Here is a 21,063-nt window from a genome sequence, read left to right as displayed (position 1 = left end):
ATTATTTTTATTTAAACGTCCATTTAAAATTTCCAGAAAACTCACGCTCACCTCTACAACACCTGGCAATGCACGTTTTACTGATTCCAGATTTTCTTGATGCCTCAGCAACAGATTCATAAGTTGCCAATTTTAGGCCAGAAAGGGAAAGCTGAATGACTTTCTTTTTACGTTTGTCTACTGGTACTACAAATGGTTCTTTTAAAATGTATGACCAAAAATAGCCTTTACAAGTTCTACTAATCCCTATGCACACTGAGCCTATTGCACTTTTAGATGCACTTACTGCATTAGCCGCATTTTGAAGACTATCATATTTTTGAATCAACTTACCATCAGCTTTACTGTATTGATAAACAGATTTTTGAAAACCTCCCCCACTATCTGAATTATAACCAATCTCATTAGATTTAAAATTCAAAACATATTGCTTTTCTTTCTGAGCAAGCTCATCAATATTCTCTGCAGTATCAATAGTTTCCCAAGCAAATGCCTCAGGACCATACGTTGCAATAGCATTAAATAATTTTCCGTCTTCCCCTCTAATTGCTCGCTCTGTGTGATCTAACTGTCTTTGACGTAACGAATAAGTAGTTGCTCCGATATATTTTTCACCTGATTGTTTATGGGTAACTGAATAAATAATTCCTGTTTTTTTACTTTTCATAATTATAAAAAAAGACAGGGTAGCAAGGTAGAAATAAGTAAAACTTTTATAATACTCTATATTTTAATCTATTTATACCTGTCTATCCTGGCAGGTTAATATTATTTTTTAATTATTTGGTACTTTTTATTACGACTTATAGTATCAATTGCATTTAAATATTTGCCCATTTTAATTACTGAAAGAGTTTTCGACAGGTCTTGCTTCTCAAATGAAGAAATTTGCTTTATTATTTCCGTAGGGCTAAGCTTAAGAATATTTGAAGTTTCAGTTTTTTTAGCTTTTTTGAAATATTTTAAAAAATACTCTTCTTCAGGCTCTATTTGTCTATAATGTTCGTTTATTAAGTTGATTTTATTTTGGTCAGAACTATCAAACCAATATTGAAAACCATCCTTCCACAGCTGATAACCCTGAGCATAAATTTTATCTATGTCAAAATTTACATTAGAATTAAAACTTTGCGCTTCAAAAACCAAAAATCTTCTATTACCTGTTACGTCTTTTAATAATGCTTTATTATTAGTGCTTCCAATGAAGGAAGCTCTTCTAATAAAATTTTTAGAATAAGTACCATAAGCTCTTCTTAATTTGATCGTTGACTTCGTTATAATTTCTTTGTAGACTTCTACTTGTTTTGTAGAAAAAGACCCCATCTCCTCCATATTTATAAGAATACATTCAGATAGTGAAATGACGGTATCCTTATCTGCAGGGTTAATCATTCCTGAGGAAACATAATTTTTCAACTCAAATGGAATTAAATTCTCGATCCAAGTCGACTTTCCTACGCCTTGTTTACCTATTAAAATTAGAGCTGTCTGATTAACAGGATTTTTATCTAGAGCGCAAGCTATCATAGCCACAAACCACTTTTTAAATGCCCACCGAAAATTTGAGTCATTATTAGTCTTTATTGAATCTAAAAAAAGAGCAATATGATCTGTTTTTTTATCCCAATCTGGTAAAGAATTGAAATATTCTTGAAAAGGATCATACTTATTGACGAAGTCGGACATTAACAGGTCTGAAAGTTGCCTTTTACCAATAGGTATATTAGCATTTAGAATCTCTCTATGAATAGTGTTTAGCTCATAATCTTCGATTTTAGTCCATTCAGAAACAGATTTTGGTTTAAAATATGTTCTATGATTTACTACGTTAAAATGTAAATCGTAAAATTTAAGTAAGTGATCCTCTACAGGCTTTAAAGTACTCATAACTGCATAATTAAGTTTGTCTATAATTTAATTTACAGTGTAAAACTACCTTTAATGCCAGTTGAGTTTACCCGTTTGACTCTCGGACTTGTAAAGTACCTACTTTACAGATTTTTGTAGATTTTTAAATTTTGGTATAGTTTTTTTATAATCAACTAAACACTCCTCAAGTTTTGCATCAGGTTCTGAGCGTTTGTCTATACAGCTCGATATAGTGGCTGATACATTTACTATATTTTTAAAATCTAAACTTTTTCCTACCTGAGACTGAAAATGCATCTCAATTAAATTCGCTAATTCAGTTTGAGAAAATTTTCTCTCAAGTATATCTTGCTCGTTAAAATATAGCATCAAATGACAAATTGCTCTTTGTGAGAGTTTTAATTTAATCTTATTCTCTCCAAAGTCTTCGGAGAAAGAAGTTCTGATTATTTTATGCACATTATCTAAAACTAAATCCAAAGAAGTGATTAAAGGTTTTTTAAGACCTGACGTAAGATGCTTTATTCTCTTTGTTTCAATTAAAAGATAATTCAACTCATCTATTTTTTGCTCCTTCAAGTTAATTATAGCTGAATCGTTTGTATTCACAACCATTGAATACTCATGCTTTACACTATTTATGTAATGATGTTCAGTCCTTTTAAGTAGAGGTATTAGATAATCTTCTAGAAGGTCTTTTTTTACCTCTTCTGGAGGTGTGTCTAGGAAAGGTGGTTTAGGTATTGCATCTAAGTCAAACTCATTAACATAAATTGAACCTTCTTCATCTATATCTTTTTCTAGAAATCCCAGCATATTTGATTTGTAAAACCTTCTTTTTAATTCTCTAAATCTTTCTGGAACTATAAAATCATTAAAAATTGTATTAGGAAAGGCAATAAAATATTTCCGGCTCATAAATCTAATTCGTTTTCAGGGTTTTTATTTAAGGAGTTGAACGACTCAAAAGAATTAGTAACAAAATACAACATAAACTCCATCATATAAATATTTCCTTTTTAGCCATGATATTATAATGGATGCAGCAGTATTTCAAAATAATAGTAGAAATAAGCCTGATCTTCGATAATAAATATCGTAGTACCCTTACTTGAGAGCTTTACTGCACTTACCTCTTTTACTTCTTTCTGGCTGATAGTACCAATATCAACCTTAGCTTGTACTGCAAAAGGACAGTACAGCTCCTTTACTTTGTTGTACCATGTCATAACTAAAATGCTCTGAGGTGAACAAAATTTAAATAAATCTGCAATTTCGTCTGTCTTCATTTTCGTTTAAATTAAAATGCTCAGCATTGCACTGAGCATTTTTTAGCTATGATATATTAATCAAGGAACCAAGTAGGTGTTTTATTTAGAAGCGAATTACTGAGTTCTTGTACTACCTCTTGAGCATTAACACTTCGATTCAGGAAAGAATCAATATAGCTGCTCTTATTAGCACCTGTTAGCAAATTGTAAGCATTCCACAAGTTGATATCTCCGTTTTCACCTCTACAGAAGCTGTTATCTTGATAGTAATCCCGCGCAACAGCGTTAATCTGACCATCATTAAGAAGCATAGGTATCAAACATTCTTTTTCGTGCTTAGGCAGGTAATTATATAGCCTGCATTTACCTAAAAACTGTGCAAATTGCTTCTCGCTTAAACTCTGTGTTGAATAGTTAAACATCTGTGTCAGGTGGTTTTGCAATGCGTAACCTTTAATAACGTCCACTAAAGCCTTTTTTAAATCACCAATTCCAACTACTCTTAGATCTCCTGCGAAACCATCACTAGACACGCAAAGATTTGTACATACCTGGTTTTTAAAGCCAATGAAAAATTTGAACTTTTCTAAAGATTTTTTGCCGTATAAATTCTCTTGATTATAGGCTCTAACACCACCAAGGGTCAATGAAAGCTTACTTCCGCTTATAGTCTCAGATATGTCAGGTATTTCCAAAGCAAACATCATTCGTTCATAATAAATTGTCTTTTCATTATCCTGTAGCTCTTTTACAGGCTTTCCTATGGCGCTGGGTATTCTACCCTTAACTATGTGACTCACTCGTATTTCGGGCATTAATATCTGATGCCCCTTAAAAATTGACTCCGCACATTCCCGCGTTGCATCAATAAAATCCTGATGTGGGATTGTACACTCATTATCTTTAGAAAATACCGGAATAGTACAGTCCTGCTTTAAATGAGAAAAGCTAACATTGTGTGTGTTAGCTTCTATAAAATTTGTGTTAGTTGGTTTAACAACCTCATTATCGCTGATAATTAGTTTATTAGGTGAATTACTTATGAGCTCCATCTTCCTTTTGATTTGATGTTAATATTTTATGATTTGGCACTATAGCGCTCCGGGCTTCTTCTAATTGAACCTTCCGCTTAAGCACCTCTTCTAAAATTGCCGATTGCAGATTCGGGTACTTAGAATATACGTGTCTTAAGCCTTCAAGTGTTTCACACTGCTGTATTTCTTTACGAATCTCCTCAACATTAATACCCTCCATACACCAGCTCACAAGTTTTCTACCTGTTGCTGAATTAATTACGAACTCTGGCTTATTCATAAAAAGACCTGTCCTGTCCTTAGACGCTTTAACTAAGTGTTTTTCATTAAGAAGCTCAAAGTTTACAGTTAATTCATATTCAAATCCTTCGCGTGTTATTTCTTTAGTGCCGTGCTTAACAACTTTGGTCTTACCATTAGGCTCCGTGTCCATCGAGTAGTTAACCTTCCTTCTTGCACTTGTAATCACGTGGCATTTTGATTGAAGAATTTTATCAATAAAGGTTTGATGGCGTGGGCTCACTTTAGACCAGTCTTGAAATCTACCGCCTAATTTTTCGTGAATTTCTAAGCAACCTCCTGCACCATTCCATTCGTGAGTGATGCTATCAACGATAATAACTTCGATTCCTGCTTTCTCGCAGACTTCAATAGCGTGAACATATCTTTCTGGCGGATAGGGTGCTTCCAAATTAATAACTTTAAAATCCCCTAAATGGGCATATAGGCTTGCTGAAGCATTTTCAGTGTCAATTACAGCTATTTTGCTATAATCTTCAGTGATCCCAAATGCTAATAATAATGCGCTATAGGTCTTACCAAAACCTGATGGCCCTGATATACCCAGTCTCAGTTTTACCTGTTGACGTTGTGCTGTTTGTAATTGCATATTGATTTTATTTCTAATTAAATGTTGAGTATAGAGTGTATATAAAAGATAAAGAGCCGATTAACGACTCTTTAATTACATCACAACTCCATCTTAAATCACCTGCGCTTCTGGCACAATAGGATCTGACATCATCTCGTGAGTATTATCTTTATACTCCCATCTATGTTGAAGCATAATAATTTCGCCAGTTTCAGGAAGTGTGTATTCGTAAGGCTCAGTCTCTATTTTTTCAATAGTCCCAGGAAATTGAGTGCCAATTACATTTCGACACGTATCTTCATCGAAAGTACTAGGAACAGAACAGGTTTTAGCTGTAAAATACATTTTACCTGTATTCTGACTTTTTACAGGTGTAATACCACTTTGAAGAATTAAAACGAAAAATTCTTCTCCGTTTTTTGTCTCTCGCTTTTTGTAATCTTTAATCGTTACCATAGTTTTAAATATTAGATTAGCAAAGTGCGGGGTACTTCCCCCACCTCAATTTTAGGGAGGGGTGCTTTGGTAATTATATCACTCAGGCATCAATAAAAAAAGGCTCCAAAAAAATTAGAAAAATTTTTGAAGCCTCTTTTAAGAAAATATGTTGGCTAAGCCAAGATGCCAGATTTTAATTCAAAAGTTTAATAAGTGAACTCAACTGAATAAGATCTCTCTCCTGTATTACTATATTTTGTAACTCTACAACTCACAGGATAATTATCAGAATCATACTCATAAATTGCTTTCATCTTAAGCTTTCCATCTTCATAAATTTCTATAGGATTATGCTTTAGAAAAAAATCATATATACCATAAGGTTCAAATTCAATGTCAATTGTAAAACCATAATTCAACCAAATCGCATTATAAGGGTTTATTTTATCATCCAATATGAAGGTTAAATTTGAAGTTTCGGACTCACTAGCACTATATACATTATAAAATTGCATATTGGAAATATTATCATTCTCATATGTATATTTCGCTGTGTAATAGTATTCTGAAGTTAGGCTTTTGCTTTCAATTTCAGAAACTTGATTTTGCAGATTATATTTAAAAGTTTCAGTTCTATCACCATTAATAGAATACGTCAGCTTTCCATCTAAATATTTAAAATACATTTCACCATCACGTTGATAATTATCAGGAGAACTAACTACTCCAGTATAAAGCTCAGCTTTTGCAACTTTTTCATTATCACCATATTCAAATACATACTTCTGCCCAAAATCAGCGTAAGAAACCATTCTATGACTATCATCATACGCAAATACTGAGTAATGTTCCGTAAGATCATCACCTACAGTTGTAATCTTTGATACTAGTTTAAAGCTGTCGGTAGTGTCAGGTATTTCTTGTTCTGATTCGTCTATTATATCAATTGCCTCGTTAGAACACGATATACTTATTGCAGCTAAGTATACAGTTAATGCTAAGTTTTTATAATTCATTTTTTATATTTTCATAGTTAATAAAGATTGATGATTGTTTAAGAGGGTAAGGTAATTTAATCTCGAAAGAGTTTCTTACGGAAAACTGTAATTGAAAGTAACAACTAATTATTCTCTCGTAATCTTTGCATAGCCTCAGCAACTTTTTTCTGAACTACCTTACCGTAGTAATTTTGAGTTATTTGAATACTGGAGTGCCCTAGAAGCTCACTAACAATTTCGATTGGAACATCATTATAAAGAAGAACTGTTGACGCGAAGGTCTTACGTGCAGTATGGTGTGTTATTGTTTTATTAATTCCCAAAATACCTGTGATCTCCTTTAAGTACGAGTTAATCTTTTGGTTACTAAACTTAGGAAGTACATAATCTGATTCATTCTTATATTTAGTAATAATCTCATTTGCTTTGGGTAATACAGGAACGGATAAAGGCTTATCCGTTTTTTGTCGATTCATTTGAATCCAAATATTACCATCAAAACCTTTAATTAAATTTTCATATTTAAGGTTTGACATCTCGAGATAAGCAAGACCTGTATAACAGCAAAAAACAAATAAATCCCTTACAAGGCATAAACGAGGTTGAGAAAATTCAAATTGCTCCAACTTATTTAGTTCCTCAACAGACAGAAACACAACCTCCTTTTTAGTCCTTCTGGCCTTATAAAGCAAAAATGGATCTTTATCTAAGTATCCTTTTGCTACAGCCTCTTTAATAGGTTTCCTAAAGCGCTGTATGGATTTATTAATAGTAACCTGCTTCTGATTCTTCACAGTTTTTAGGTAATATTCAAAGTCACTCAAAAATTGAAGATTTAGTTCCTCAAGAGCAATGTCACTTTTTTTGTGCTTCCTTTTAATAAAAGCTTCAACATCTGAGCAGACGTAGTTAAATTTATTCCAGGTTACTTGTTTGATATCTTTACCTACTAAATAGCTCTGGTCCTTCAAATAGCTTTTAAAATAATTAATTACATCTTCTTTTTTTTTAGTCTTTTTACCTGTGTAAGTGTCGAATATTTCATTAACCGTAAACTCAACTCCTTTAAGCTGATTAGAAAGTAATGCTTTTCGAATTTTTTCCTTTATAAAAGACAGCTGAGTGTTTAAAAACAAGGCTTCTTGACTTCTGCCAATAGCTTCTTGCTTCTTAGCATTCCATCTTTCTGGCTGAATAGCCAAGCCTGTTGCAAAGGCCTTACGTGACTTTTTAAAGGTCAATCTGCAGGATACTGGTGAATAACCTGATTTGTTCGTTTTCGCTAAACTAATAACAAATCGAACTGATAATTTTTCTGAATTCATAACCAATTGATTTTAGTGAAACAATTGGCATACAATTCTGGTCTAAAAATGGGAACCTCGAGATTCTAACTGGGAACCTTATTGGGAACCTTTTTTAATAAATAACTTGACAAGTTGGCTTTGGAGGTTTTTCACTCAAGAAGGTATTACACAACGTAAAACACAGTTTTACAATATGTTATAAAACAAAAAAGCCTCAACTACAAATAGCTAAGGCTTAATTTTGCTCCCCCTCTTGGGCTCGAACCAAGGACCCTTTGATTAACAGTCAAATGCTCTAACCAACTGAGCTAAGGAGGAATTTATCTTTATATTTCTAAGATCATTTATCAACATCGCAATGCTGACTTCTGGTATGTCTTAAAGAACGTTTCGCTTATTTGCTGAAAGCGGATGCAAATATACACAACTATTTGAACCCACAAAACATTTTTGAAAAATCTTTTTAAAGAGTTTCAAAATTTTTCAAAAACAAGCTAGGATCCCGTTATCCAGCGGTACACATCATTTCCGTTAGCGTATAATACTAAGGCAATTAGCAAGAAGAACCCTATCATTTGCGCATATTCTAAAAATTTATCGCTTGGCTTTCTTCCTGTAATAATTTCATATAATAAAAACATTACGTGCCCACCATCCAATGCAGGAATAGGGAGAATATTCATAAACGCTAAAATTATTGATATAAAAGCTGTTGTTTCCCAGAAGGACAACCAGTTCCATGAATCTGGAAATAAACCTGCAATTGCTCCAAAACCTCCTACTTGAGAAGCGCCTTTAGCAGTAAATACATATTTAAACTGAGTTACATAATCACTTAATTTATCTACACCGTAGCCTATACCCCTACCTATACTCTCTCCTATTCCATACTCACGCTTATGACGCTCGGGCATTAAATACTCCTTATCTGCAAACCCAAATCCTACACCTACCATCTTCTGCTCTCCCATAGGTATATCAAATGTACGCGCAACTCCATCTCTGGATACCGTTATTGTCGCAACACTATCTTTTTTAGATTGAAGCGCGTAGCTCGCATCACTTTTATATTTAATAGGATAATCATTGATGCTTATTAATTCATCTGTTCCTAATACACCAGCTTCTTTTGCTCCTCCAAATACAGAATCTAAATATACCGGAGTACGTGGAAAATTAACCCCAAACATCTCTCCAGATTTAAACAACTGCATCCCTATATCATCTGGAAGGCTTAACTCTTCCTGACTTCCATTTTCATGAAGTACAGTTACTTTAGAAACATCCCTCATCATTAGCATTTGAGGAAACTCTAATTGATCTTCTAATTCCTCCCCATTTACAGCTAGAATTTTATCTCCCTGCTCAAAACCATATTGTTCCATCGTAGGTGTGAAACCAAAACCATATTTTAGATCATCTGGAGTAGAATACTCATCTCCATATGTAGCGATAATCATAATATAGATAAAGAATCCTAGAATTATATTCACAGTAACCCCACCTATCATTACAATAAGTCGCTGCCAAGCTGGTTTTGATCTAAATTCCCATTCTTTGGGCTCTTGAGCCATGGCCTCTTTGTCCATACTCTCATCGATCATTCCGGAAATTTTCACATATCCTCCTAATGGCAACCAGCCTATTCCATAAACTGTCTCTCCTATCTGCTTTTTAAACAATGCGAACTTCACATCAAAGAATAAGAAGAATTTCTCTACCCGTATTTTAAATAAACGTGCTGGTATAAAGTGACCAAACTCGTGAAGTACTATTAATATTGAAAGACTCAGAAATAGCTGAGCACCTTTTACAAAAAATGGATCCATAAATTTTATATAACTAGTAGATTTAATTCAATTTTTCAGTACGAATTAAATACACCTTAAAAAACAACAAATTCTTTAAAGTTTTTAAGGCATCGCCCCTTAAAAAGTGCACAAAAGTAACCTTTTACATCCGCATACAAAAGTATTTACACTAAGCTACTAAGGCTAAATATGAAGATAGCTACGCAATGCTTTTGAGAAGCGCATTTCGGGTTGTAATTTTGCATTCTCAAAACGCAGATTATGCTTCAGTTCTTTGCTAAATACAAAAAGTTTGCCATCGTTATGGCAATACTTTCCGCAGTTATTCTTTATATATTTTACACCTTATTAAAACCAGAACCCAGTTTACCGGTCTACCAACCTACAATGGTAGATAATACTCTTGTGGATAGTACCGTACAATTTGTAAAAAAGTACCATAAAATTGCCGACTTTAAACTTGTAAACCAAAACGGTGATACTATCACTCAAGATGATTACGAGGGTATTTACGTTGCAGATTTTTTCTTTACTACTTGCCAGACAATATGCCCAATTATGACAGATCATATGTTGCAAATACAAGAAAAACTCAAAGATGATGATGGGGTTAAATTACTTTCTCACACAGTAATACCTGCAACAGATACCGTAGCCCAACTCAAAAGATACGCGGTTGAAAAAGGTGTAGACGATGCAAAATGGAATCTGGTAACGGGACCAAAAAAAGAAATTTATGAGCTAGCGCGAAAAAGTTATTTAGCGGTAAAAACCTCTGGCAACGGAGATCAATATGATATGATTCATACAGAAAACTTTATGCTTATCGACTCAGAAAAGCGCATTAGAGGGTTTTATGATGGTACAGATTCTGAAGCTATTGAGAAACTTCTTGAAGATATTGAAACGCTGAAAAAAATCGAAAGCCGCGATTATAATTAATTAGGTTTTTTTAAAGCATACTTTATACCTTAAATCTTTTCGAGTCTGTGGCTTTTCTATTACTTTTGCCTTGTTTAAATTCAATCTAAATAAATTTTGGTTATTTCATTAGATCATCTGAAACGTGGCGAAAAAGCTATAATAAAAGAGTTTACCTTAGATATGGTACCTCTTAAGCTTTTAGAAATGGGCTGCCTTCCGGGCAATGAAGTAGAGTTAGTACAAATTGCTCCTTTTAAGGACCCTATGTATTTAAACATAAATGGTAGTCATCTGGCAATACGTAAAGAAACTGCCAGTCATATTCTTGTAGAAAAGCACTCTCAATGAGTAAACAGTTAAATGTAGCCCTTATAGGCAATCCTAATACTGGTAAAACCTCTGTTTTTAATCAACTTACGGGTCTTAAACAACAAGTAGGAAATTACCCGGGTATCACTGTCGAAAAAAAAGAAGGAATTTGCAAACTTCCGCGTGGCGTAAAAGCACACATTCTTGACTTGCCGGGAACCTATAGCCTTAATGCCAGCTCTCTTGATGAGAACGTTGTAATTGAGTTACTACTTAATAAAAATGATAAAGATTATCCAGATGTTGCTGTTGTTGTTTCTGATGTAGAAAATTTAAAACGTAACCTTCTTTTATTTACGCAAATAAAAGATTTAAAAATACCTACGATTCTTGTCATTAATATGGCAGATCGTATGAAGCGTAAAGCCATTACGCTCGATATAGAAAAACTTGAAGATCGCTTACAAACTAAAATTGCTCTGGTAAGCTCTCGCAAAAACACCGGCTTTGAAAATCTAAAAGAGTTAATTACCAACTATAAAGAACTCTCCATAGAGCCTTGTGTTAATTCATCGGTTATTGCTCCAGAATATTTTGATCGCCTGCGCAAGGCTTTTCCTAAACAGGACTTATACAAATTATGGCTTGTAATTACACAAGATGTGAATTTTGGTAAGTTAGACCGTAATGAGATGCAGAGCATTACCACCTTTCAGACAGAAAGTAAGTCAAATTTAAAGCGTCTTCAGCAAAAAGAAACTATAGTAAGGTATCAATTTATAAATGGTGTTCTTAAAGAAACATTAAGCATAGATCACCTTGCTGCTAAGGATTTAAGAAGTAGACTGGATCGTGTTTTAACTCATAAATTTTGGGGTTACATTATCTTTTTTGCCATCTTAATGCTCATATTTCAAGCTATCTATGACTGGTCGTCCTATCCTATGGATTTAATCGATGAGTCTTTTGCAGCTATGGGCGAATGGGTGCGCAACACGATGCCTCCAGGTGCTTTTACAAACTTAATTGCCGAAGGTATTTTACCCGGACTGGGCGGAATAGTGATTTTTATACCCCAGATTGCATTCCTGTTTCTTTTTATATCTATCCTTGAAGAAAGCGGATATATGAGCCGTGTCGTATTCTTAATGGATCGTATTATGCGGCGTTTTGGGTTAAGCGGAAAAAGTGTAGTGCCACTGGTTTCAGGTACAGCCTGTGCAATTCCGGCAATAATGGCAACTCGTAATATAGAGAACTGGAAAGAACGCTTAATAACAATATTAGTTACTCCGTTTACAACGTGTAGCGCGCGATTACCGGTTTATTTAATTATCATCGCTTTGGTAATCCCAGACAGAGATGTCCTATACATATTTAACTTACAAAGTCTTGTGCTCATGGGACTTTACCTTATCGGTTTTGGTACAGCAATCCTGTCTGCATGGCTATTAGACCGAATATTAAAAATTAAAAGCCGAACCTTTTTTGTTATAGAAATGCCCAATTATAAACTGCCTTTATTTAAAAATGTAGCTTATAATGTTATTGAAAAAACAAAGTCATTTATAGTAGGTGCCGGTAAAATCATTCTTGCCATTTCTATTGTATTATGGGTTTTAGCATCTAATGGCCCTGGAGATGCTTTTAATAATGCTGAAGAAAACGCAGTTACTCGTATGCAATCAGGAGAATTTCCGGAGAGCGAACTCGACAAACAAATAGCTTCAGAAAAACTTGAGTACAGCTATATCGGTTATATGGGTAAAGCAATTGAGCCGGTCGTTAGACCATTAGGTTATGACTGGAAAATAGGTATTGCTATAGTAAGTTCGTTTGCTGCACGCGAGGTATTTGTGGGAACATTAGCTACAATTTATAGTGTAGGTAGTGATGAAGAAGAAACTATTAAAAACCGAATGGCCGGCGAGGTGAATCCCATATTAGGCGGTCCTTTATTCAACTTAGCTAGCGGTATATCGCTACTTCTTTTTTATGCTTTTGCCATGCAATGTATGAGTACTTTAGCTATTGTAAAACGAGAAACGAATACCTGGAAATGGCCTATATTACAACTTGTAATTATGAGTGGATTTGCTTATGTTGTTGCATTAATTGCCTATCAATTGATTATTTAAAAACCCTTTAGTAAAGGGCAAACTTTAAAAAAGATATTATGATACAGAATATTTTAGTACTGCTTATTTTTTTAGTTGCTGTAGGATATCTGGTAACAAAATATATTTGGAAACCTGCTTTTTTAAGCGGAAAAGACTCTGGTAAATCTTGCGGAAGCGACAACTGCGGATGCAATTAGTACCTGTAATTTAAATAATTAACACTAATAATTCAGAAACCTTCAGTTATTTTGCGAGCGTTTTATACTTGTTAAAAATATATTTTGAAAATTCTTTTCTTTTTGTTTGTCTAGTATTCTTTATTCTATTCAATCATACTATAGCTGCTCAAGTTGCTATAGGTACTACTAATCCTGATGATGGAAGTGCATTACAAATAGATAGTACAGTAGGAGCTTTAGTTCCTCCCAGGATGACAGATGCTCAGATGCGAGCAATATCTTCTCCTCTAGACGGCTCTATCGTCTTCAATAAAGATATATCATCACTATTTCTATTTTCTTCGGGCAACTGGAATGATCTTGATAGAAATGACTTGCCCTCGCTAGTATTGCGTAGAGTTTTTACTGATACTACAAACACGGTTGTACAGACTGAAAGAAATATTTATTCTCAATTTCCTCTAAACTCTGCTCATATTGAAAATATTGATAAACAGTATTTTAATATTATTTCTGATGGCTCAATTAGAATATTACAAGGAGGTAATTATATGATTAGCGCGGGTTTTTCGGTAAGTAATTTACCTTCTGGAGATAAAAAATACATTATTGGCGTTTACCGCAAAGGTGATTTAGTAGGTTATTTAGTAAGGGGAAATGTAAACTTCCCATCAGGTACAAATGAATGGGGAACAAGTGGTGTACTCGTATTTAAACTTAATGCAGGAGATACGTTAGACTTAAGGTATGTACTTAATAATAAAGGAAATAAACTTGCGGCAAAGTTTTTTAATGTTGGGGTTATTAAACTATAAGTAGATATGTTTAAAGAGAGTTTTATAACCATTGCGTTACTGAGTGCTACAACTGTTTTTTCGCAAAACGTGACAAACAACATTGGTGTTGGTATTAATACAACCGATATTGCTCCCGGATCTGCGCTACAAATCGAAAGTACTACAGGTGGTATGGTACAACCCAGAATGAATAGTGCTCAAATGGAAGCTATTCCTACTCCACTTGACGGAGCATTAGTGTTTAATACAACAGAAAATAACTGGTTCATATTTAAGAATTCGAGTTGGCAAACATTTGTAAAACCAGAAACGCCTTCAGTTGTTTTAAATAGGGGGCAGACTAATAATGGTGTTAAAATCAGGACAGATAACTTACCCACAGCGTTTCCCTTAAATAAGCAAAATAGAATAAGCGACGCGAATGGAATTTTCGAATTGACCGATAAATTAGGTGAAATTAAAGTACTAAGAAGTGGAACATATATATTATCAGCTGGCTTTTCTACTCAAAATTTACCAAGTGGTAACCACAGTTACAAAATTGAAGCTTTATTAAACAATTCTAATGCGGTAATAATTACTAATGGGGCAGTAAACTTACCTAGTACAGATTTTTGGGGAACCAGTGGCAATAATGTTCTTATTCTTCAGGCTAATGATGTTCTTACAGTTAATTATCATTTAAAAGGACCATCTGCGTTATCTATAACTTCTTACTTTTTTAATATTGGGCTTTCTAAATTATAATCACTTATTCTCATCTCAATTTACCCAAGTCCGACATCTAGTGTCATCATAAGTATAAAGCCGCCTATAAATCCTAAAGTAGCAATATCTGTATTGTTATCTTGTTGTGATTCGGGGACAACTTCTTCTACTACTACAAAAATCATTGCTCCCGCGGCAAAAGCTAAAGCATACGGTAAAATAGGCTTGAAAGTCATCACTGCATAAGCTCCTAAAACTGCCGCCATTGGCTCAACTATGGCAGATAATTGGCCATAATTAAAGCTTTTCCATCTACTAAAGCCTTGTCTTCGTAATGGCATAGCGACAGCAAAACCTTCGGGAAAATTTTGCAAGCCAATTCCTATCGCTAAAGCCACTGCTCCACCTATACTTGCTCCTTCAAAACCTGCAGCAACACCACCAAATAGAACTCCTACAGCTAAACCTTCTGGGATATTATGTAATGTAATTGCCAATGTGAGCAAAACCGATTTATGCCAAGGCGTTTTTATTCCTTCTTTGTCTTCCATTTTAAAATTGACGTGTAAGTGCGGCAACACTTTATCAAGACCAAATAGAAAAGCAGCACCCAGTGCAAAGCCTACCGCAGCGGGTATAACTTTTACAAAACCTTCACCCGGACTCATTTCAATCCCGGGAGCTAATAAACTCCAGAAACTTGCCGCGACCATTACTCCTCCCGTAAAACCAAGCATTGCATCAAAAACTTTACGGTTCATCCCTTTAAAAAAGAACACTAACGATGCACCTAATGCAGTAACTCCCCACGTAAAAAGTGTTGCATAAAAAGCTCCTGTAACAGGGCTTAATGTTTCAAAATAATCTATTAATTCATTCATGTTAAAGTAGAATTATCAAAACGTTCTTTTTAAATACGTACATATATATGCTCTGTAGCAATTTGTGATAAGGACAGCTCCCTGTCGTCTATGCGTACAAGCATACTTTTATCAAACTCCTGTAGGCTGAGTATTTCTAACACAGTGCCCAATTTAATTTTTTGTTGATCTAAGAACTGGAGAAACGATGAGGAGGTATCGTTAACACCTATACAAGTACCTACATCACCGGGTTCTAGTTGAGACACCCTCTTTTTTTCAATTTTAACGATATTGCCATCTGCATCAGGAATAGGATCTCCGTGAGGATCCTGCTTTGGAAATCCTAAAAAACGATCTAATTCACGTATGAGTTTCTCAGATTGAATATGCTCAAGTTGTTCAGCCACATCATGTATTTCATCCCAACTAAAATCTAACTTTTGAGCTAAAAATGTTTCCCACAAGCGATGTTTCCGAATCACCCGTAATGCTATCTCTTCGCCATTTTTATTTAATAACACTCCTTGATAGGGTTGATACACCACTAAATCTTTATCATTCAGCTTTTTAATCATTTCTGTAGCTGAAGCTGGTTTAGTTACTAAGTATTGAGACAATACATTGGTGCTCACCCCTTTAGGACTATCCTTTTGTAAGGTATAAATAGACTTTAAATAGTTTTCCTCAGAAAATGTCATTTTAATTTTTAATTATACCACAATAATACGGCAAAAAAATCAAATATATTTTTTAGGTTTGCCTAAACTTTATTTTAAGACACACTTAAATGGCTGCAAAATATATTATTACCCTACTTATTCTTAATATTTTTAACATCTGCTTAGGTCAAAATGAGTTGACAGTTTCAGGAAATATTAGTGCTAATGATCAAGAATTACCATTTGCTACTGTATCTGTAGAAAATCACAATACAGGCACTGCCGCAGATAGCAATGGAGCTTACAAAATAAATTTACCTAACGAGCCAATTACGCTTATTATACAGGCCGTAGGTTTCAAAACCTTAAGAAAAAAAATTATCCCTGCAAACTACAGCAGTACCGCCTTAGACTTTGTTCTTATAGAAGATCTACTTGGCTTAGAGGAAGTTGTAGTTAGCGCCACACGCAATAGAATTAGTAAAAAAAAGGCGGCGGTAGTAGTAAATGTGCTAAGTCCGAAACTCTTTAAGGCTACACAATCAATTTCTCTGGCAGACGGTCTTAATTATCAGCCCGGCGTGCGTGTAGAGACAAATTGTCAAAATTGCGGATTTACACAAGTACGACTTAATGGATTAGGTGGACAATATACACAGGTTCTACTTAATAGCAGGCCAGTTTTTAGTGCACTTAATGGCGTTTATGGATTGGAACAAATACCGGTTAGCGTAATTGATCGGGTAGAAGTTGTACGTAGTGGAGGTTCTGCTTTATTTGGTTCCAGTGCCATTGCAGGAACAATAAACATTATTACAAAAGAACCGGTCAATAGCAGCTGGGAAATAACCAGTAATCTTGGTCTAATAGATGGTAAAACACCAGACCGTAGCTTAAACCTAAACACCTCAATGGTAAATGAGGATTTGTCAACTGGTGTCACTTTGTATGGGATTTACCGTAATCGTGATTCATTTGACGCTAATGAGGATGGTTTTAGTGAAATCACAAAACTCACTAATAATTCGCTGGGCGCAAAGGCATTTTACAGACCCAATAATACAAGTAAAATTGGGCTCGATTTTACGGCAATTCGAGAATATAGGCGTGGTGGAGACCATCTTGATCTTGCTCCACAATTTACAGATATTACCGAAGAGCTTGATCATAATACGGTATTTGCTGGTGTAGATTACGATTTATTTAATGATGATCATACAAACAACTTGACAACCTATGCATCAATACAGCATACAGATCGAGACAGTTATTATGGGGGTCTGGGTGGTGGAAGAACACGAGCAGATTCTATTGCAGCTAATAACGCTTTTGGAAAAACCACCGATCTTGCATTTGTATCCGGACTAAAATTCACACATACTTTTAAAAATGAGGATGTTCTTACTTCAGGAATAGAATATCAGCTTAATGATACTGAAGATGCCATTGCGGGTTATAATCGTATCGTTGATCAAAAAGTAAATAATTACGGTTTGTACAGTCAATATGAGTGGAAGCCACTAGCAAATTTTACGGCCTTGTTAGGAGCTCGCTTAGATCATATTGATGTAGATGGATTCTATCAAATAGAGAATATCACCAGAAAGGCAAATGTCTCACAAACCGTTATAAGTCCGCGTTTAACGCTACTTTATAATATTACCGATAATTTACAATTTAGAGGTGGTTATGCTCGTGGTTTTAGAGCCCCTCAAGCCTTTAATGAGGATTTACACATAAGTTCGGTGGGTGGTGAACAACGCTTTGTGATTTTGTCTAATGATTTAGAAAGTGAGTTTTCAAATGCATTTACGGGTTCTCTAAATTTCACAAAAGAGTTTAATAAGGTGCAAACCAGTTTGCTTATTGAAGGATTTTATACAACCTTAGAAAATCCGCTTACACTGGTAAGTACGGGCGCATCATTACCTAACGGATCAATTCTTGAAGAGTCTCGTAACGGAAGTGGTGCGTATGTTGCCGGTACAAATATTGAACTTAACCTATCTCCCAGTAAAGCACTTTTATTTCAAGCGGGTATTACCTACCAAAAATCAATCTACAATGAAGATCAAATTTTATTTGAAGCAGATGGTCGTAATGCACTGGAAGCAGATGTTTCAACAAACGAATTTTTGCGGTCGCCTAATGTGTATGGTTTTTTTAATACGAACTGGACTGTAAGCGAAGCTGTAAACTTAGATTTAACCGGAAGCTTTACCGGTAGTATGCTTGCCCCACACGTAATTAGCGACAGTGGATTTCTAACTCTGGAAAAGACTCCTTCTTTTATGGATATAACCACCAAAGCAACATATCATTTTGATCTTGCCGAAAACCTACATATAGAGTTAAGCGGCGGTGTACAAAATGTTTTTAATAGTTATCAAAAAGATTTTGACCAAGGTCCATTCCGCGACTCAAATTATATCTATGGACCTAACCGTTCACGTACGCTATTCTTCGGAATACGATTTGGTGATTTTTAGACTTTATAAATTCTAATAATGGATTATTTAAAACTACTTGCCATTAGCTTTTTCCTTTATTTCGGAAATCTTCAAGCTCAAACAAAAGCGCCAACAATAAATTGGATTAGCTGGGAAGAATTAGACGTTAGGCTAGAGAAAGACCCTAAGAAAACACTGGTTTTTTTTCACGCAGACTGGTGTGCATATTGTAAAAAAATTGATCGTGTTGTATTTACTAAGCCAGAAGTAATCAACAAAATCAACACTTATTATTATGCTGTTCGAATGAATGTAGAAACCACAGACACGATCTATTTTGACAACAATAAATTTGTGAACACCCAAGCTCTTACAAAACGAAATGGTGTTCATGAATTGGCTTTGTTGTTAGCAAGTAGAACCGGCAAAGCATTCTCACTGCCCGTTACCCTACTCTTTAGTCAAAAATTTGAAGTAAATAAACGTATTTTTGAATATTATACTTCTGCATCGTTACTTAACTATCTCGAAGACTAACTTGCTTTTGTATCATTAAATTTTCAAGTTTCAGATATAGATCTAGATGCAAGCACAAACACCTCAATTTGACTATTTAATTTTAGGAGCAGGATTATCTGGCTTATTGCTTGCTAAATCGCTAGTGAGCGATTCTTATTTTTCAGACAAGCGAATTTTAATCATAGATAATTCAGATAAAACTAAAAATGATAGAACCTGGTGCTTTTGGAGTGAAAACACCATCCCGTGGGATTCTATAATTTCTAAAAAATGGAATCTTGTAAAATTCAAAAGCGCTTCCTATGATAAAAATATTCCGCTAAAAATTTATAGCTATAATAAAGTTGAAGGCATCGACTTTTACAAAGAAACTCTTGCTTTACTTCAGGCTTCTGGACAGGTTAGTTTTAAAACTGAAAATTTTAAAGAACTTACTGAAACAGAAATAGGCGTCAAAGTGGTTACAGATCAAGATGTTTACTTTGCTAATAAAGTGTTTAACAGCATTCTTCCGCCAGAGCGTTTAAAAAATCAAAATTCATTTCCTGTATTACAACAACATTTCATAGGCTGGGAAGTAAAGACACAAGAGGCAGTTTTTAATCCCGAAATTGCCACATTAATGGATTTTTCCATCGAGCAAAAAGGCAATACACGATTTATGTATGTTTTACCTACCTCATCAAAAACTGCTCTCGTAGAGTACACATTATTTTCTCAGGATTTATTACCAAATACAGAATATGAAACTGCCATTGAAGACTATATGGAGTCTCTGGGAGCTTCTCAATACGAGGTAACCGCAATAGAAAAAGGGTGCATCCCAATGACTGCTTACCCATTTGAAAAACACAATTCGCAAAATGTAATGTTTATAGGAACTGCAGGAGGATGGACTCGTGGTAGTACTGGCTATACCTTTACAAATTCGGTACATAAAACCGCGGCGCTTATTGATTTTCTTAAATCTAACTCTAGCTTAAATTCTTTTAAAATTAAAGATCGATTTCGCTGGTATGACAAACTGTTTTTAGAGGTTCTATACCGTCACAATGAGCAGGGTGCAGCGCTTTTTACTCAGATGTTTCAAAAGAATGATATCTCTAAAATTTTTAAGTTTCTAGACGGTACGAGTTCTGTAAAAGAAGACATTGAAATAATATGGAGTTTACCTAAGAAAGAGTTTATAAAATCTTTTTTCGGCCTAAAATAATTGAGTGTTTAGTTTTGCTCCAATAGTGCTTCTGGCAATAACTTCTCTAGCATTTCACGCTGTCGTTGTTCAAGAACAATAAACTTCCAGTCTGTTTTACCGTCCTTAGAAATTGCATAAACACTTTTTTCTGCATGTACTTTAAAGCTATCTGTTGCTTCATCATAAGCTACATTATCCTTACCAAAAGATTGTACAAAAGCCCCCTGAGTTAAGCCTACGCGCATTGCTTTTCGCTCTTCAGTCTCATCTTCTTCTCCCTTAATTTTGATTTGCATATCATTAGAATATACTAAAGATGCATATGATTTCCCTTCAATCACCTGAGCATCATCAACCTGCAACACCTTAGGATTACTGATTTTAAAAGACATCTGCGGATTGTTGAATGTTTTCTCCATCACCATAATTAATTCTGCTCGAGGAATTAATTCAAAAAATTCTGGTAGCATATAATCCATTGCTTTATCAAAATCAGAATTTACAAGTGCATCCAGATATTCGGTAAAGGTTGTTTTTATAGTTTCTTTATATTCCTGAGCCTGTGCAGATATGCTGGTTGCTGTAATAAATAATACAATAAGTACTTTTTTCATCTCTCTATTTGAAGGTGTCGAAGGCGGAAAAATAAACTATACCTGCAGAGCCACCAAGATTATCTAATTAAATCACTCCTTTGGTCCTCAAGATTTGTTTAAATAACACTACAATCTATTATAATAA

22 protein-coding genes and 1 tRNA gene are annotated in these 21,063 nt (G+C 34.6%); 9 read left to right on the top strand and 14 right to left on the bottom strand.

The genetic code is table 11. The features are described 5' to 3' along the window. Positions 1-7: 7 nt before the first annotated feature. From ABVM53_RS07630 to rseP, 11 genes are all read right to left on the bottom strand, one after another. Positions 8-667 carry an NUMOD1 domain-containing DNA-binding protein gene (locus ABVM53_RS07630; RefSeq protein WP_405330778.1) on the bottom strand — a complete coding sequence of 220 codons (660 nt, stop codon included), beginning with the start codon at positions 665-667 and terminating at the stop codon, positions 8-10. 101 nt (positions 668-768) lie between these two features. Beyond that, the gene (locus ABVM53_RS07625) at positions 769-1,887 is read right to left on the bottom strand and encodes a VapE domain-containing protein (RefSeq protein WP_405330777.1); all 1,119 of its coding nucleotides are present in this window, start codon (positions 1,885-1,887) and stop codon (positions 769-771) included. 99 nt (positions 1,888-1,986) lie between these two features. Beyond that, complete coding sequence (locus ABVM53_RS07620; RefSeq protein WP_405330776.1) at positions 1,987-2,787, bottom strand: hypothetical protein; 801 nt, start codon at positions 2,785-2,787, stop codon at positions 1,987-1,989. Between the two features lie 113 nt (positions 2,788-2,900). Then, positions 2,901-3,158, bottom strand: a complete 258-nt coding sequence (locus tag ABVM53_RS07615; protein WP_405330775.1) for a hypothetical protein — start codon at positions 3,156-3,158, stop codon at positions 2,901-2,903. A 56-nt stretch (positions 3,159-3,214) separates the two neighbouring features. Then, the gene (locus ABVM53_RS07610) at positions 3,215-4,192 is read right to left on the bottom strand and encodes a DUF3871 family protein (protein WP_405330774.1); all 978 of its coding nucleotides are present in this window, start codon (positions 4,190-4,192) and stop codon (positions 3,215-3,217) included. Then, positions 4,176-5,063 carry an AAA family ATPase gene (locus tag ABVM53_RS07605; protein ID WP_405330773.1) on the bottom strand — a complete coding sequence of 296 codons (888 nt, stop codon included), beginning with the start codon at positions 5,061-5,063 and terminating at the stop codon, positions 4,176-4,178. The genes ABVM53_RS07610 and ABVM53_RS07605 overlap by 17 nt, the downstream gene beginning before the upstream one ends. 93 nt (positions 5,064-5,156) lie before the next feature. Then, positions 5,157-5,501 (bottom strand): hypothetical protein, encoded by a 345-nt coding sequence (locus ABVM53_RS07600; RefSeq protein WP_405330772.1) that lies wholly within the window; start codon positions 5,499-5,501, stop codon positions 5,157-5,159. A 188-nt stretch (positions 5,502-5,689) separates the two neighbouring features. Continuing rightward, positions 5,690-6,499: a hypothetical protein gene (locus ABVM53_RS07595; RefSeq protein ID WP_405330771.1), complete on the bottom strand. Its 810-nt coding sequence runs from the start codon at positions 6,497-6,499 to the stop codon at positions 5,690-5,692. 104 nt (positions 6,500-6,603) lie between these two features. Then, positions 6,604-7,806 (bottom strand): site-specific integrase, encoded by a 1,203-nt coding sequence (locus ABVM53_RS07590; RefSeq protein ID WP_405330770.1) that lies wholly within the window; start codon positions 7,804-7,806, stop codon positions 6,604-6,606. Positions 7,807-8,032: 226 nt separating this feature from the next. Continuing rightward, positions 8,033-8,106: transfer RNA gene (locus ABVM53_RS07585), tRNA-Asn, on the bottom strand. Between the two features lie 176 nt (positions 8,107-8,282). After that, positions 8,283-9,617, bottom strand: a complete 1,335-nt coding sequence (gene rseP, locus ABVM53_RS07580; protein ID WP_405330769.1) for an RIP metalloprotease RseP — start codon at positions 9,615-9,617, stop codon at positions 8,283-8,285. Between the two features lie 243 nt (positions 9,618-9,860). Here rseP and ABVM53_RS07575 point away from each other — a divergent pair, with 243 nt between their 5' ends. The 6 genes from ABVM53_RS07575 (at position 9,861) to ABVM53_RS07550 (ending at position 14,675) form a co-directional block, all read left to right on the top strand. Beyond that, entirely contained in the window at positions 9,861-10,541 is a 681-nt protein-coding gene (locus ABVM53_RS07575; RefSeq protein WP_405330768.1) for an SCO family protein, read from the top strand. Between the two features lie 162 nt (positions 10,542-10,703). Then, entirely contained in the window at positions 10,704-10,871 is a 168-nt protein-coding gene (locus tag ABVM53_RS07570) for a ferrous iron transport protein A (RefSeq protein WP_371455861.1), read from the top strand. After that, entirely contained in the window at positions 10,868-12,970 is a 2,103-nt protein-coding gene (gene feoB / locus ABVM53_RS07565) for a ferrous iron transport protein B (RefSeq protein WP_371455342.1), read from the top strand. Before ABVM53_RS07570 ends, feoB begins: the two co-directional genes overlap by 4 nt. A 38-nt stretch (positions 12,971-13,008) precedes the next feature. Further along, complete coding sequence (locus tag ABVM53_RS07560; protein WP_128756202.1) at positions 13,009-13,149, top strand: FeoB-associated Cys-rich membrane protein; 141 nt, start codon at positions 13,009-13,011, stop codon at positions 13,147-13,149. Positions 13,150-13,217: 68 nt separating this feature from the next. Beyond that, positions 13,218-13,946 carry a hypothetical protein gene (locus tag ABVM53_RS07555; RefSeq protein ID WP_405330767.1) on the top strand — a complete coding sequence of 243 codons (729 nt, stop codon included), beginning with the start codon at positions 13,218-13,220 and terminating at the stop codon, positions 13,944-13,946. Between the two features lie 6 nt (positions 13,947-13,952). After that, positions 13,953-14,675: a hypothetical protein gene (locus ABVM53_RS07550; protein WP_405330766.1), complete on the top strand. Its 723-nt coding sequence runs from the start codon at positions 13,953-13,955 to the stop codon at positions 14,673-14,675. A 20-nt stretch (positions 14,676-14,695) separates the two neighbouring features. Here ABVM53_RS07550 and ABVM53_RS07545 read toward each other — a convergent pair whose 3' ends face one another. Further along, positions 14,696-15,517 (bottom strand): ZIP family metal transporter, encoded by an 822-nt coding sequence (locus tag ABVM53_RS07545; protein WP_405330765.1) that lies wholly within the window; start codon positions 15,515-15,517, stop codon positions 14,696-14,698. A gap of 29 nt (positions 15,518-15,546) precedes the next feature. Next, positions 15,547-16,197: a metal-dependent transcriptional regulator gene (locus ABVM53_RS07540; RefSeq protein ID WP_405330764.1), complete on the bottom strand. Its 651-nt coding sequence runs from the start codon at positions 16,195-16,197 to the stop codon at positions 15,547-15,549. An 89-nt stretch (positions 16,198-16,286) separates the two neighbouring features. On the opposite strand from ABVM53_RS07540, the gene ABVM53_RS07535 reads away from it, so the two are divergent. The 3 genes from ABVM53_RS07535 to ABVM53_RS07525 are packed head-to-tail and all read left to right on the top strand — an operon-like array spanning position 16,287 to position 20,340. Further along, positions 16,287-18,647 carry a TonB-dependent receptor gene (locus ABVM53_RS07535; RefSeq protein WP_405330763.1) on the top strand — a complete coding sequence of 787 codons (2,361 nt, stop codon included), beginning with the start codon at positions 16,287-16,289 and terminating at the stop codon, positions 18,645-18,647. A gap of 18 nt (positions 18,648-18,665) precedes the next feature. Continuing rightward, a complete protein-coding gene (locus ABVM53_RS07530; protein WP_405330762.1) occupies positions 18,666-19,145 on the top strand; it encodes a thioredoxin family protein in 480 nt (159 codons plus the stop codon). Positions 19,146-19,191: 46 nt separating this feature from the next. Next, positions 19,192-20,340: a lycopene cyclase family protein gene (locus ABVM53_RS07525; protein ID WP_405330761.1), complete on the top strand. Its 1,149-nt coding sequence runs from the start codon at positions 19,192-19,194 to the stop codon at positions 20,338-20,340. Between the two features lie 8 nt (positions 20,341-20,348). On the opposite strand, the gene ABVM53_RS07520 is transcribed toward ABVM53_RS07525, so the two are convergent. Continuing rightward, positions 20,349-20,936: a hypothetical protein gene (locus ABVM53_RS07520; protein ID WP_405330760.1), complete on the bottom strand. Its 588-nt coding sequence runs from the start codon at positions 20,934-20,936 to the stop codon at positions 20,349-20,351. Between the last annotated feature and the right edge of the window lie 127 nt (positions 20,937-21,063).

The sequence above is a fragment of the Leeuwenhoekiella sp. LLG6367-2.1 genome (assembly GCF_045055775.1).
In the GTDB taxonomy this organism is placed as follows: domain Bacteria; phylum Bacteroidota; class Bacteroidia; order Flavobacteriales; family Flavobacteriaceae; genus Leeuwenhoekiella; species Leeuwenhoekiella aequorea.
Note: the sequence above shows the minus strand (reverse complement) of the source record. Positions and strands in the feature narration are given on the sequence as shown.